At 69.6% G+C, this 13,496-nt stretch carries 10 protein-coding genes and 1 pseudogene; 5 read left to right on the plus strand and 6 right to left on the minus strand.

Annotated elements, in window-relative coordinates:
• Nucleotides 1–19 precede the first annotated feature (19 nt).
• Nucleotides 20–2,218, plus strand: a complete 2,199-nt coding sequence (locus tag ACFWBQ_RS03260) for an ATP-binding protein (protein ID WP_385483365.1) — start codon at nucleotides 20–22, stop codon at nucleotides 2,216–2,218.
• Between the two features lie 17 nt (nucleotides 2,219–2,235).
• Here ACFWBQ_RS03260 and rpsD read toward each other — a convergent pair whose 3' ends face one another.
• A complete protein-coding gene (rpsD, locus tag ACFWBQ_RS03265) occupies nucleotides 2,236–2,850 on the minus strand; it encodes a 30S ribosomal protein S4 (protein ID WP_018960518.1) in 615 nt (204 codons plus the stop codon).
• A 188-nt stretch (nucleotides 2,851–3,038) separates the two neighbouring features.
• Between rpsD and ACFWBQ_RS03270 the strand changes: the two genes are divergently transcribed.
• Nucleotides 3,039–3,740: a DUF2470 domain-containing protein gene (locus tag ACFWBQ_RS03270; protein ID WP_385483367.1), complete on the plus strand. Its 702-nt coding sequence runs from the start codon at nucleotides 3,039–3,041 to the stop codon at nucleotides 3,738–3,740.
• Between the two features lie 57 nt (nucleotides 3,741–3,797).
• Here the strand turns inward: ACFWBQ_RS03270 and ACFWBQ_RS03275 are convergent, their stop codons facing one another.
• Nucleotides 3,798–5,171: a replication-associated recombination protein A gene (locus ACFWBQ_RS03275; protein WP_385483369.1), complete on the minus strand. Its 1,374-nt coding sequence runs from the start codon at nucleotides 5,169–5,171 to the stop codon at nucleotides 3,798–3,800.
• A 51-nt stretch (nucleotides 5,172–5,222) separates the two neighbouring features.
• Nucleotides 5,223–5,858, minus strand: a complete 636-nt coding sequence (locus tag ACFWBQ_RS03280) for a vitamin K epoxide reductase family protein (protein WP_385483371.1) — start codon at nucleotides 5,856–5,858, stop codon at nucleotides 5,223–5,225.
• 135 nt (nucleotides 5,859–5,993) lie between these two features.
• Between ACFWBQ_RS03280 and ACFWBQ_RS03285 the strand changes: the two are divergent.
• Nucleotides 5,994–6,413, plus strand: a pseudogene (locus ACFWBQ_RS03285) (ATP-binding cassette domain-containing protein); the annotation flags it as partial.
• 50 nt (nucleotides 6,414–6,463) lie between these two features.
• On the opposite strand, the gene hisS reads toward ACFWBQ_RS03285, so the two are convergent.
• Together hisS and ACFWBQ_RS03295 are read right to left on the minus strand one after the other, a co-directional pair.
• Nucleotides 6,464–7,726, minus strand: coding sequence for a histidine--tRNA ligase (gene hisS / locus ACFWBQ_RS03290; protein ID WP_385483373.1), 1,263 nt, complete (start codon nucleotides 7,724–7,726; stop codon nucleotides 6,464–6,466).
• A 14-nt stretch (nucleotides 7,727–7,740) separates the two neighbouring features.
• Nucleotides 7,741–8,427, minus strand: a complete 687-nt coding sequence (locus ACFWBQ_RS03295) for an MBL fold metallo-hydrolase (protein WP_329212919.1) — start codon at nucleotides 8,425–8,427, stop codon at nucleotides 7,741–7,743.
• Between the two features lie 149 nt (nucleotides 8,428–8,576).
• Between ACFWBQ_RS03295 and ACFWBQ_RS03300 the strand changes: the two genes are divergently transcribed.
• Nucleotides 8,577–9,365 carry a peptidylprolyl isomerase gene (locus tag ACFWBQ_RS03300; RefSeq protein WP_385483375.1) on the plus strand — a complete coding sequence of 263 codons (789 nt, stop codon included), beginning with the start codon at nucleotides 8,577–8,579 and terminating at the stop codon, nucleotides 9,363–9,365.
• Nucleotides 9,366–9,554: 189 nt separating this feature from the next.
• On the plus strand, nucleotides 9,555–10,784 hold the full coding sequence (locus ACFWBQ_RS03305; protein WP_385483377.1) for a DUF349 domain-containing protein: 1,230 nt from the start codon (nucleotides 9,555–9,557) through the stop codon (nucleotides 10,782–10,784).
• 73 nt (nucleotides 10,785–10,857) lie between these two features.
• Here the strand turns inward: ACFWBQ_RS03305 and ACFWBQ_RS03310 are convergent, their stop codons facing one another.
• Nucleotides 10,858–13,299 (minus strand): RelA/SpoT family protein, encoded by a 2,442-nt coding sequence (locus ACFWBQ_RS03310; RefSeq protein ID WP_385483986.1) that lies wholly within the window; start codon nucleotides 13,297–13,299, stop codon nucleotides 10,858–10,860.
• Nucleotides 13,300–13,496: the final 197 nt, after the last annotated feature.

Raw genomic sequence — 13,496 nt, forward strand, 5'->3', positions numbered from 1 at the left:
CCAGTACTCTGCGTGTTTCATGCGACGCCCTCAGCGCCCCTCCCCCACGCCCGACGACGCGGAGCCCCCGCCCGCCGCCGTCCGCGGAAATCTGCCGGCCGAACTGAACACATTCGTGGGACGCGAGGACGAGCTCGACCGACTGGGGCTGCTGCTGGACGAGTCCAGACTGGTCACGGTGGCCGGGGTGGCCGGGGTCGGCAAGACCCGTTGTGCCGTCCGGATCGCGGCACTCGTGGAGAAACGGTACTGCGACGGGGTCTGGATCGCCGAGCTGTCGGCCATCCATGATCCTGCCCTGCTCGAACACGCATTGGTCGATGCCCTGGGGCTCACCGATCACACCAAGAGGCCGCCACGCACCACGTTGGTGGAGCACTGCGCGGAGCGCCGGCTCCTGCTCGTGATCGACGGCTTCGAACATCTCGTCGATGCGTGCGCCGAGCTCGTGGGGGAACTGCTGCGCCGGGCTCCGCGCCTGCAGATTCTCGCCGCCGGACGCCGCCCGCTGCGCGTGGACGGCGAGGCCACCCTCGCGCTGACGCCGATGGCGGACGACGACGCCATGGCACTCTTCGCCCAGCGGGCCTGCGCCGTTCAGCCGGGGTTCAGGCTGACGGCAGGCAACCAGGAATCCGCACGGGAGCTGTGCCGGCGCCTCGACGGAATTCCGCTCGCCCTCGAACTGGCCGCCGGGCGGCTGCGGGCACTGTCGATGGAACAGGTGCTCCAACGGCTGGACGACCGCTTCCGGCTGCTGACCGGGGGCAGCCGGAGCGCGTTGCCCCGCCATCAGACCTTGCGTACGGCCATCGGCTGGAGCCACGAGCTGTGCGCTCCCGAGCAGCGCCTGCTGTGGGCGCGGCTGTCGGTGTTCGCCGGGCAGTTCGACCTGGAGGCCGTCGAATACATCTGCAGCGGTCCCGATCTGCCGGCCGACTCGGTGCTCGACGTTCTCGACGAGCTGCTCGCGCAGTCCGTCGTCCTGCGCGAGGACTCGGCGGCCGGCAGCAGGTTCCGGCTGCTGGACACCGTGCGGGAGTACGGCGCCGAGTGGCTGAGCGCGACCGGTGACACGGAACGGCTGCGCCGCAGGCACCGCGACTGGTTTCTCGGGCTTGCGACCTGGTGCGAGCTCGACTGGTTCAGTCCCCGGCAGGCGGCGGCCGCCGCCCGTATCGACAGTGAGCTGCCCAATCTGCGCCGGGCGATGGAGTGCTCGATGGAGAGCCCCGACGAGGTCCATCTCGCTCAGTATCTGGCGGGCACCCTCTGGTTCTACTGGGCGGGCTGCGGCCGGCTCTCGGAGGGGCGCCACTGGCTGGACCACGTACTGGAGGAGGAGTCGCCCTACGATCCGTCGCGGCTGAAGGCGCTGTGGGTGCTCGGCTATGTGGCCGTCCTGCAGGGCGACGCGATCGGCGCGGTCTCGGCCCTGCAGGAGTGCCGGGAGGAGGGCGAGCGCTCGGGGGACGCGTCCGCGGTGGCCTACGCGGTGCATCGCTCCGGTTGCCTCGCGATCGTCACGGACGATCTGGTCCGCGCGGAGGAGCTGCTGCGCGAGGCCCTGACGCGCTACCGGGAGATCGGCGAGCTGAACAGCAATGTACTGATGGCCCAGGTCGAGCTGGCGATGGCCGTGGCGTTCGCCGGAGACCTGGACGGGGCGGCGGAGATCTGTGAGGAGGTCCGCGAGATCTGCGAGGACCACGGGGAGCGGTGGGCTCTCGCCTATGCGCTGTACGTGCTGGCCTATGCGGCTCTGCAGCGGGGGCAGACCGCGCGGGCACGGGAGATGCTCGGGGAGTCGCTGTCCATCGCGCACACGTTCCATGACCTGCTCGGCACGGTGCTCTCGCTGGAGCTGCTGGCCCTGGTCACGGCCGTCGAGGGTGACGCCGCGGAGGCCGCCGTGCTGCAGGGGGCCGCGGAGCGGATCTGGCCCTCGGTGGGCCTGCCCCTGTTCGGCTCGGCGCATTTCGGCAGGCCCCGCGCCGACTGCGAGGCACGGGCCAGGGACGTACTCGGCGATGTGCGGTACGAGGCGCAGCGGCGCTCCGGGAGCCGGCTGGAGACGAAGGCCGCGGTGGCGAGGGCGCTCGGCGAAGAGGCCCGCCGCCTACCGGGCGCAAAGGGGACGCACGGCGTTGCCGCGCCCGGGGAAACGCGAAGGCCCGCCGCCTCCCGTACAACAGGGAGGGGCGGGCCCGAGCTCTGACGGTAGCTACGCCTGGATCAGCGGGCGTAGTACTCGACGACGAGCTGCTCGTCGCAGATGACCGGAATTTCCTTGCGGTTCGGGTCACGGTCCAGGCGGAAGGCCAGGGCCTTCAGGTTCACCTGGAGGTAGCGCGGGGTCTCACCGTCGGTGTCGTAACCACCCTCGCGGGCCACCTGGAAGGGGACCTTGGAGCGGCTGCGCTCGCGGACCATCACGACGTCGTCGGGACGGACGCGGAAGGACGGCTTGTCGACCTTGCCACCGTTGACCTCGATGTGGCCGTGGACGACCATCTGGCGGGCCTGGTAGATGGTGCGGGCGATGCCCGAACGCAGGACCAGGGCGTCGAGACGGCGCTCGAGCTCGACGACCAGCGCCTCGCCCGTCTTGCCTTCGGCCTTCTTGGCGCGGTCGTAGGCACGCGCCATCTGGCGCTCGCTGATGTCGTACTGCGCACGCAGACGCTGCTTCTCGAGCAGACGGACCTTGTAGTCCGAGTTCTGCTTGCGGCCACGGCCGTGCTCGCCCGGCGGGTAGGGGCGGGCTTCGAAGTACTTGACAGCCTTCGGCGTCAGAGCGATGCCGAGGGCACGCGACTTCTTGACCTTGGGACGCGACTGGTTAGGCACGTTCTCCAGACCTCCGTTGTAGGTTAGGTTAGGCTTACCTTACTCAAGGAGATCGCATGTCTCGCCCTGGGAACACCACTCACGTCACGGACAGCACAGACAGCGGCAGCACACCAGAAGGTGCTGCTACGACGGAAGGCCGATCTGATCGTGGTCAGCCGCGTCCCAGCGGGCTTGAAAACACTCGGATGCCGTCAGCAGCCGAGCGCACACGAACTCTCGTACAGAGTACCTGCTCCGCCGCACTGCTCGTACCCGGGCTGGATGTGATCCGTCCCGACCACCTGGTGCCCGACTCCAGGGGCATCGGACCCGAAGGGGATGTGTTCCTCCTGTTCCCCGCCGACTCAGCGGTCGCGCGGGCCGCAGCACACGCCCAGGGCGACGAACTTACCGCCGTGCTGGAGATCATCGATGTCGCACCGGTCTCCGTCCCGCACCGGATCCGCGGCCGCGCCCGGATCTCCGGCTGGCTGACCTCCGTACCGGGGCCGACGGAACCCGGCCGGACCATGCTCAGGCTGGAGGTCGGGGAGGCGTCGATCGACGACCTGTGGGGCGCCGAGGACATCGAGCCCGACGCTTTCCGCGACGTGGAAGCCGACCCGCTCGTCAGCCACGAGGCGGAGCTGCTCCAGCACCTGCACACGGCCCACAGCGAGCAGATGGAGACGCTGTCCACGCTGCTCGGCGACCGGACGACGGACACCTGCTCGACGCAGCGGCCCGCCGCCGTCCCGGTCGCACTCGACCGCTTCGGCCTGCGGGTCCGGTTCGTGGAGACCGACGGGGCATGCTTCGACGCCCGCTTCGAATTCCCGGATCCCGTACGCGATATCAGCGAGCTGCGCCGCGCCATGTACACGCTCTTCGAAGCGGCGTCCTGCTGAGCCGGTCCTGGAGCGCCGCCCCGGCTGCGCACGGGTCAGGACGGTGCCGTGCCGCCGTCAGGACGGTGCCGTGCCGCCCGATTCCCCACGGCCGAGGCGCTCACGGACCCGGTCCGCCACATCCGCGTACCGCGCCTCGGCGCCGTACCGCGTGGGTTCGTAGTAGCGCCTGCCCCGGACTGCCTCCGGGGCATACTCCTGGGCGGCGATTCCGCCGGGAACGTCGTGCGGGTAGATGTAGCCCTGGGCGTGACCCAGCTTGGCGGCGCCCTTGTAGTGGCCGTCGCGCAGATGGGCCGGGACCGGGCCCGCGAGGCCCCTGCGCACGTCTTCCTGCGCGGCGGAGATCGCCAGCGTCGCCGCGTTGGACTTGGGGGCGAGCGCCAGCGCGATCGTGGCGTGGCTGAGGGTGAGAGCCGCCTCCGGGAAACCGATCATCGCCACGGCCTGGGCGGCCGCCACCGCGGTGGGCAGCGCCGTGGGATCGGCGAGCCCGATGTCCTCGCTGGCGGAGATCATCAGCCGCCGGGCGATGAAGCGGGGGTCCTCCCCCGCCTCGATCATCCGGGCCAGGTAGTGCAGGGCCGCATCCACGTCGGACCCGCGGATCGACTTGATCAGGGCGCTCGCGACGTCGTAGTGCTGGTCGCCGTCACGGTCGTACTTCACGGCCGCGCGGTCGACGGTCTCCTCGAGCGTCGTGAGAGTGATCTGCGCGTCGTGCTTGGCGAGGGCCGCTCCGGCCGCCGCCTCCAGCGCGGTCAGCGCGCGCCGGGCGTCACCGCCCGCGATCCGCAGCAGATGTGCCTGGGCGTCATCGGCCAGGGTGACGGCTCCGCCCAGGCCCCTCTCATCGGTCAGGGCCCGGCTCAGCAGGGCGCGCAGATCCTCGTCGGTGAGCGGCTCCAGGGTCAGGAGCAGGGAGCGCGACAGCAGCGGGGAGATGATCGAGAAGTACGGATTCTCCGTGGTGGCCGCGATCAGGGTCACCCAGCGGTTCTCCACCGCGGGGAGCAGGGAGTCCTGCTGGGCCTTGGAGAAGCGGTGGATCTCGTCCAGGAAAAGGACGGTCTCCTTGCCGAAGCCGCCGGTCGCCCGGCGTGCGCCCTCGATGACGGCCCGGACCTCCTTGACGCCGGCGGTGATCGCGGAGAGCTCGACGAAACGCTTGTTGGTGGCCTTGCTGACCACGTACGCCAGAGTCGTCTTCCCGGTGCCGGGCGGCCCCCAGAGGATCACCGAGGACGGGCCCGCGGGGCCGCCGCTCCCCTCGCCGACGAGTCGCCGCAGCGGCGAGCCCGGCTTCAGCAGATGCTGCTGGCCGACGACCTCGTCCAGCGTACGAGGGCGCATCCGGACAGCGAGGGGGCTGCTGGACGGATCCTTCTCCTGGCGGTCTTCGGCTGCTGCGGTAAAGAGGTCGGGCTCCACGCGGGGAAGCCTATGCCACCCCGCTGACAACGCCGCCGGGGCCAGGACCGGTCAGCTGGTCCAGAAGTCCCACCAGCGGGTCAGGATCAGCATGCCGATGATGCCGATCCAGAGCACCGACGGCACCCAGTGGAACTCGGTGAGCCCGTTCCGCAGCCAGGCGGGCGCCGGAAGGATGCGGTGCTTGATGTTGTGCGTGGTGACGTAGCAGAACATGAAGATCGTCGCGACCCAGGCCAGGCAGCACCACAGGCAGAGCGAGTTGATGCTGTAGAGCGACTGGTACTGGAGCCAGGTGCAGAATCCGACGCCGAACAGCGTCCCCGCGTTCAGACCGAGCCAGTACCAGCTGCGGAAGCGCGCGCCGGCCAGGAGCGCCATGCCGATGCCGATGACCACCGAGTAGGTGGCGATTCCGAGCATCGGGTTGGGAAAGCCGAACGCCGCCGCCTGCTCGCTCTTCATGATGTTGCCGCATGCGACGACCGGGTTCAGGCTGCAGCCCGGGGTGAAGCTGGGGTCCTCGAGCAGCTTGAACTTGTCGATCGTGATCACCCAGGCGGCGAGCAGGCCGGCCGCGCCGGTGATCACCAGCAGCAGTGCGAACGCGCGGCTGCCGCCGATGGTCCTCGTCCCGCCGTCCTCGTCCTGGTCGAAGGAGGGATGATCTACCGCTGCAGTCGTCATATCGCCGTTCCATCACTGAGTAGCCAGCCGGGCACGGTCATTGTGCCGTACCGCCGCATTGGCCGGCCGTTCGATGGACATAAAGGTGTGCGCCCGCGGGGCACGACTCCGGGGGTACGCGAGGCGCTCGTTGCCATGACAGAACTCGCAGCCGACGTGCACGGGCTGCGCAAGCTCTACGGCGAACTCACCGCGGTGGACCGCCTCGACCTGGGGATCCGGCACGGCGAGGCGTTCGGCATCCTCGGTCCGAACGGGAGGGAAGAGCACCACCGTGGAGATCTGCGGGGCCGTCGCCGCCGTGACGAAGGGATCGTGTCCGTACTCGGCGGGGACCCTGCCGGCGCCGGCCGCCGGTGGCGTTCCCGCATCCGGGCCGTCCGGCAGGATGAATCGACTCCTGCCGAGTTGACGAAACGGGAAACGGTGAGGCACTTCGCCCGCTACGGCCCGCGTCCGCTCGAGCCCGAGGACGTCATCGCGCTGGTCGGTCCGGAGCAGAAGGCCGGCTCCCGCATCAAGGTGCTCTCCGGCGGGCGGCAGCGCCGTCCGGACGCACTGTGCCCGCCCGGGCCGACCGGGCGGGCACCTGTGGACCTGGGCGGTCAGGCCAGCTTGGCCTGTACCGCGGCCACGAGCGCGTCGAGCGCGACCGGCTGCTGCTCGCCCGACTCCATGTCCTTGAGCTGGACCGTGCCCTCGGCGAGATCACGTTCACCGGCCACGATCGTGAAGCGGGCACCGGAGCGGTTCGCGCTCTTCATCGCCCCCTTGAGGCCACGGCCACCGAATGCGAAGTCGGTGGCGACACCGGCCCTGCGCAACTCGGTGACCAGGCCGAAGAGCACGCGCCGTGCCTCCTCGCCGAGCGGTACCGCGTACACACTGGTGGTGGCGGGGACGGCCGGCTCGATGCCTTCGGCCTCCAGCGCGAGCACCGTACGGTCCACGCCGAGCGCCCAGCCGACGGACGGCAGCGCGGGGCCGCCGATCATCTCGGACAGCCCGTCGTAACGGCCGCCGCCGCCCACCGCGGACTGGGAGCCCAGGCCGTCGTGGACGAACTCGAAGGTCGTGCGCGTGTAGTAGTCGAGGCCGCGGACCAGCTTCTCGTCGTCCTCGTACACGACTCCGGCCGCCGTCAGCAGATCGCGGACCTCCTCGTGGTACGCCTTGCAGGCGTCGCACAGGTAGTCGCGCAGCTTCGGCGCAGCGGTCAGCTGCTTCTGCACCTCGGGCCGCTTGTCGTCGAGGACCCGGAGCGGGTTGATCTCGATGCGCCGACGGGTCTCCTCGTCCAGATCGAGGTCGCGCAGGAAGGTCTGGAGCGCCTCCCGGAAGACGGGGCGGCACTCCTTGTCGCCCAGCGAGTTCAGCAGGATCCGGAACTGTGCGAGACCCAGCGAGCGGTACGCCTGGTCGGCCAGGATGATCAGCTCGGCATCCAGCGCCGGGTCCTCCGCGCCGATGGCCTCCGCGCCGACCTGCGAGAAGTGCCTGTAACGGCCCTTCTGCGGACGCTCGTAGCGGTAGTACGAGCCTGAGTACCAGAGCTTGACGGGGAGGTTGCCCGCCTTGTGGAGGTTGGCCTCCAGGGCGGCGCGCAGCACGGAGGCGGTGCCCTCGGGGCGCAGAGCGAGTTTGTCGCCGCCCTTGGTCTCGAAGGCGTACATCTCCTTGGACACGATGTCGGTGGACTCACCGACTCCGCGCGCGAACAGGGCGACGTCCTCGAAACCGGGCGTCTCGATGTAGCCGTAGCCGGAGTTCTTCAGGGGTGCGGAGATCGCCGCGCGCACCGCGAGGTACTTCGCGGAGTCCGGCGGGATCAGGTCGTACGTGCCCTTGGGGGCCTGGAAGGTACTCACAGGAATATCTCTCGTCACATTCCTCGGCGGGGCGCGTCCATGCCGTGCAGATACGGGTTGGAGGCGCGCTCGCGGCCGATGGTCGTCTGGGGGCCGTGGCCGGACAGCACCACGGTCGAGTCGTCGAGCGGCAGGCACACACGGGCCAGCGACTCGAGCAGCTCGGCGTGGTCGCCACCGGGCAGGTCGGTGCGTCCGACGGAGCCGGCGAAGAGCAGGTCGCCCGAGAAGAGAACCTGCGGAACATCCGCGGCCTCGGGCATCCTGAACGTCACCGACCCCTTGGTATGGCCGGGCGCATGCGCGACGCCGAACTCCAGGCCCGCCAGCTTCAGCAGGGCGCCGTCGGTCAGCTCCTTGACGTCGTCGGGCTCGCCCACGGTCAGCTCCCCCATGAGCGGCATCCCGATGGAGCGGCCCAGTGCCTTCTCCGGATCGCTCATCATGTACCGGTCCTCGGGGTGGATCCAGGCAGGGACGTCATGGGCGCCGCACACGGGGACGACCGAGGCCACATGGTCGATGTGGCCGTGGGTGAGCACGACGGCGACGGGCTTGAGCCGATGCTTCTTCAGCGCTTCCTCGACGCCCTGGGCGGCCTGGTGGCCCGGGTCGATGATCACGCACTCCTCGCCTGCGGCGGGGGCGACCAGATAGCAATTGGTCCCCCAGGCCCCGGCGGGGAACCCGGCAATAAGCACAATCGTCCTTAGTGTTCGTCCGACGTGAGAGGGCTGCGGAGACGGATACGGCAGATCAGAGCCTACCGGCGCTCCTCATTCCACAGCTAACCCATATACGGTACGGGGCAACTCAGGCCGGATTACACGACGTACAAGGAGACCAACCGGTGGTCAGCAGCGATCAGCGGCGGCGGCAGCTCGCCCGGGAGAAGTTCGAGCGGCAGCAGCAGCGCCGGGAGGAAGCGCGCCGGAGGACCAGGCGCCTGTCCGTGATCATCGTGTCGGCAGTGGCCGTGGTGGCGGTCATCGGCGCGGGCGCGTACGTCTCGCGGGACGGCGACGGCAAGAAGGACTCGGCGGATGCGGCGGCGAGCGCGAGCCCGTCGGCCTCTCCGTCGGCGAGCGAGAGCAGTGCGCCCGAGCCCGCGATGGAGATCGACAAAAAAGCGAAGTACTCGATGTCCCTGAAGACCAGCCAGGGCGACATAGCGATCGAGATGGACGCGGCGAAGACCCCGCACACCACGAATTCGTTCAAGGCCCTCGCGGACAAGGGGTACTTCGACAGCACGAAGTGTCACCGTCTGACCACGGAGGGCATTTTCGTCCTGCAGTGCGGTGACCCCAAGGGCGACGGCACGGGCGGTCCCGGGTACACGATCCCGGACGAGAATCTGACCGCGCTGGGCAAGGCGGGCGACGACGGCGCGGTGACCTATGCGGCGGGCACGGTCGCGATGGCGAACACCGGCCAGCCGGGCACCGGCGGCAGCCAGTTCTTCCTGGTCTACAAGGACACCAAACTGCCGCCCAGCTACACGCCGTTCGGCACCATGGACGATGCCGGCCTGAAGGCCGTCAAGAAGATCGCCGAGGCGGGTGTCACCGGTGGGGCGGCCGACGGCGCTCCGAAGAAGGCGGTCACGGTCGAGAAGGCGGCCGTCGACAAGGCCTGACCGGCCGGGCGGCCGGCCGGCCGCGGTCACTCGGCGCGGGCGAAGAATTTCGGCCGCGCTGAGTGCGGACAGCCGGGTGGCCGGTCGCCTAGATTGGCGTTGTGCAGGGCGGGCGCTGCCCGCCCCAGGAAACTGTGGACGATGCCCGGGGGGCGAACCCCTTCGCAGGCATCAGGTGGAGGAGGCGCTGTGAGCAGCGACCCGTGGGGCCGTGTCGATGAGACGGGCACCGTGTACGTGCGTACGGCCGAGGGCGAGCAGGTCGTCGGATCGTGGCAGGCCGGTTCCCCCGAGGAGGCCCTGGCCTATTTCGAGCGCAAGTACGAGGGCCTGGTGGTCGAGATCGGCCTCCTCGAACGGCGGGTGAAGACCACCGATCTGTCGGCCAAGGACGCGACGGCGGCGATCGAGCATCTGCGTCAGCAGATCGACGAGCACCACGCCGTCGGCGACCTCGCCGCGCTGGGCAAGCGGCTGGACTCCCTGGTCGCGACCGTCGACTCGCGGCGGGAGGAGCGCAAGGTCCAGAAGGCGAAGCAGACCGACGAGGCCCGTCTCGCCAAGGAGGCGCTCGTCGTCGAGGCGGAGGAGCTGGCGCAGAGCGAGCAGTGGCGGTCCGCGGGTGAGCGGCTACGGGCGCTCGTCGACATCTGGAAGGGCCTGCCGCGTCTCGACCGCAAGTCGGACGACGAGCTGTGGCACCGCTTCTCGCATGCCCGTTCGGCGTTCTCGAAGCGCCGCAAGGCGCACTTCGCCTCGCTGGATGCTCAGCGCGAGGAGGCCCGCAAGGTCAAGGAGAAGCTGGTCGCCGAGGCCGAGTCGCTCTCCGGTTCCACCGACTGGGGCACGACGGCCGCCCGTTACCGCGACCTGATGACCGAGTGGAAGTCCGCGGGCCGCGCCCAGCGCGAGTCCGAGGACGACCTGTGGAACCGCTTCCGCGGCGCCCAGGACGTGTTCTTCGAGGCGCGCAGCGGGGTCTTCGCGGAGCGCGACGCGGAGCAGGGCGAGAACCTCAAGCTGAAGGAGGAGCTCGCGATCGAGGCCGAGAAGCTGGTGCCGGTGACGGATCTGAAGGCGGCCAGGGCCGCGTTCCGCTCCGTCAACGAGCGCTGGGAGGCCGTCGGTCATGTACCGCGTGACGCCCGCCCGAAGGTCGAGGGCCGGATGCACACGGTGGAGCGGGCGCTCCAGGAGGCCGAGGAGTCCGAGTGGCGCCGGACGAACCCGGAGGCGCGGGCCCGCGCCGAGGGTCTGACCGGTCAGCTCCAGGCTGCTGTCGACAAGCTGCGTAAGCAGATCGACACGGCACGCACCTCGGGCAACAACGCCAGGGCGGACAAGCTGTCCCGTGAGCTGGAGGGCCGGCAGGCGCTGCTGGACCAGGCCCTGAAGGGCCTGGAGGAGTTCGGCGGCTGAGTGTGCCGGGTTCTGTCGTACGCGAGGGGCTCCTGTACGTGTCACGTACAGGAGCCCCTCTCGTACGTCCGCTCTACGGCCTGCGGGCCGAGGTGACCCGGTAGACGTCGTACACGCCCTCCACGCCCCGTACGGCCTTCAGGACGTGGCCGAGGTGCTTGGGGTCGCCCATCTCGAAGGTGAAGCGCGAGGTGGCCACCCGGTCGCGGGACGTCTGTACGGCCGCCGACAGGATGTTGACGTGCTGGTCGGACAGGACGCGGGTGACGTCGGAGAGCAGCCTCGACCGGTCCAGTGCCTCGACCTGGATGGCGACGAGGAACACCGACGACTGGGTCGGCGCCCACTCGACCTCGAGGATCCGCTCCGGCTGCTGCGAGAGCGAGTCGACGTTGACGCAGTCGGCACGGTGCACGGAGACGCCGCTGCCACGGGTCACGAACCCGATGATCGGGTCACCGGGCACGGGTGTACAGCAGCGGGCCAGTTTGACCCAGACGTCCTCGACGCCCTTGACGACCACACCCGGATCCGCCTTGGCGCGGCGCTTGTTGCGGCCGTGCGAGGGCGGCGAGCTCTCCGCGAGGTCCTCGTTGGCGGCGTCCTCGCCACCGAGCGCCTGGACGAGCTTCTGCACGACGCCGGCCGCGGCGACATGCCCCTCGCCGATCGCCGCGTACAGCGACGAGATGTCGGGGTAGCGCATCTCGTGGGCGAGGGTGACGAGGGAGTCGCCGGTGAGGATCCGCTGGATCGGCAGGTTCTGCTTGCGCATGGCCCGCGCGATGGAGTCCTTGCCCTGCTCGATCGCCTCGTCACGGCGCTCCTTGGAGAACCAGGCGCGGATCTTGTTGCGCGCTCGCGGCGACTTGACGAACCCGAGCCAGTCCCGGGAGGGTCCGGCGCCGGCCGCCTTGGAGGTGAAGACCTCCACGAGGTCACCGTTGTCGAGCGTCGACTCGAGCGGTACGAGCCGCCCGTTGACCCGTGCTCCTATGGTCCGGTGGCCGACCTCCGTATGGACGGCGTACGCGAAGTCGACCGGAGTCGCACCCGCGGGCAGCGCTATGACATCGCCCTTGGGTGTGAAGACGAAGACCTCGTTGCGCGAGAGGTCGAAGCGCAGGGACTCCAGGAACTCGCTGGGGTCCTCTGTCTCCTTCTGCCAGTCCAGGAGCTGGCGCAGCCACGCCATGTCGTTGACGGAGTCCTGGCCGCGTCCGGTGCTCTTGGGTACGTCGGTACGCACCTTGGAGGCACCGGCAGAGGGCTCCTGCTTGTACTTCCAGTGCGCGGCGATGCCGTACTCGGCGCGGCGGTGCATGTCGAACGTACGGATCTGGAGCTCGACGGGCTTGCCGCTGGGACCGATCACCGTGGTGTGCAGTGACTGGTACATGTTGAACTTCGGCATCGCGATGTAGTCCTTGAACCGGCCGGGGACCGGATTCCATCGCGCGTGGACGGTGCCGAGCGCCGCGTAACAGTCACGGACCGTGTCGACGAGCACCCGGATACCCACCAGGTCGTAGATCTCGGCGAAGTCCCGGCCCCGCACGATCATCTTCTGGTAGACGCTGTAGTAGTGCTTCGGCCGTCCGGTGACGGTGGCCTTGATCCGGGCGGCGCGCAGATCGGACTGGACCTCGTCGGTCACTATGGCGAGGTATTCGTCGCGCTTGGGCGCGCGTTCGGCGACGAGGCGGACGATCTCGTCGTACATCTTCGGGTAGAGGATCGCGAAGGCGAGGTCCTCCAGCTCCCACTTGATGGTGTTCATGCCCAGGCGGTGAGCCAGCGGTGCATAGATCTCGAGCGTCTCGCGGGCCTTCTTCTCCTGCTTCTCCCGCTTGAGGTAGCGCATGGTGCGCATGTTGTGCAGGCGGTCGGCGAGCTTGATGACCAGGACCCGGGGGTCCTTTGCCATGGCGACGACCATCTTGCGCACGGTCTCGGCCTGCGCGGCCTCGCCGAACTTGACCTTGTCGAGCTTGGTGACGCCGTCCACGAGGAGCGCGACCTGGTCGCCGAAGTCCTTGCGCAGCGTGTCCAGGCCGTACTCGGTGTCCTCGACCGTGTCGTGCAGCAGTCCGGCCATCAGCGTCGCCGGGTCCATGCCGAGCTCGGCGAGGATCGTCGTGACGGCGAGCGGATGAGTGATGTAGGGGTCGCCGCTCTTGCGCTTCTGGCCGCGGTGCCAGCGTTCGGCGACCTGGTAGGCGCGCTCGATCTGGCGCAGCGTGGCGGACTCGATCTTGGGGTCGTTGCTGCGGACGGTACGCAGCAACGGTTCGAGGACCGGGTTGTACGGGCTTGTGCGCTGCACGCCCAGACGGGCGAGCCTGGCCCGGACACGGTTGGAGGAACCACCGGAGCGGGTCGGCGGGGCGGGCGGGGTGGCCGCGGGCTTCGCGACGGGGGGCTTCGCGGCCGGGGACTTCGCGACGGGAGCGGGGGGCTCGGCGGCGGGAGGCTTCGCGGCCGGAGCGGGTGCCGCCGATGGTGCGGGGCTCACCGGGGCCGCCTGTGCGGAGGCGGCGGGCTCGGCAGAGGGCGCCGGCTCGGTATCCGGCTTCGCCGGGGACGCCGTCTTCGCCCCGGGAGGGGGCGTCGGCTTCGCCGTCACGGGAGCGGCAGGTACCTCGGAGGCTGTGGCCCGGTCCTGCGCCGAGCCGTCAGCGGGCTCCCGCTCACCGGGCTCCGGCTCCTCGG

It is taken from the genome of Streptomyces sp. NPDC060035, from assembly GCF_042736635.1.
Taxonomy (GTDB): Bacteria; Actinomycetota; Actinomycetes; order Streptomycetales; family Streptomycetaceae; genus Streptomyces.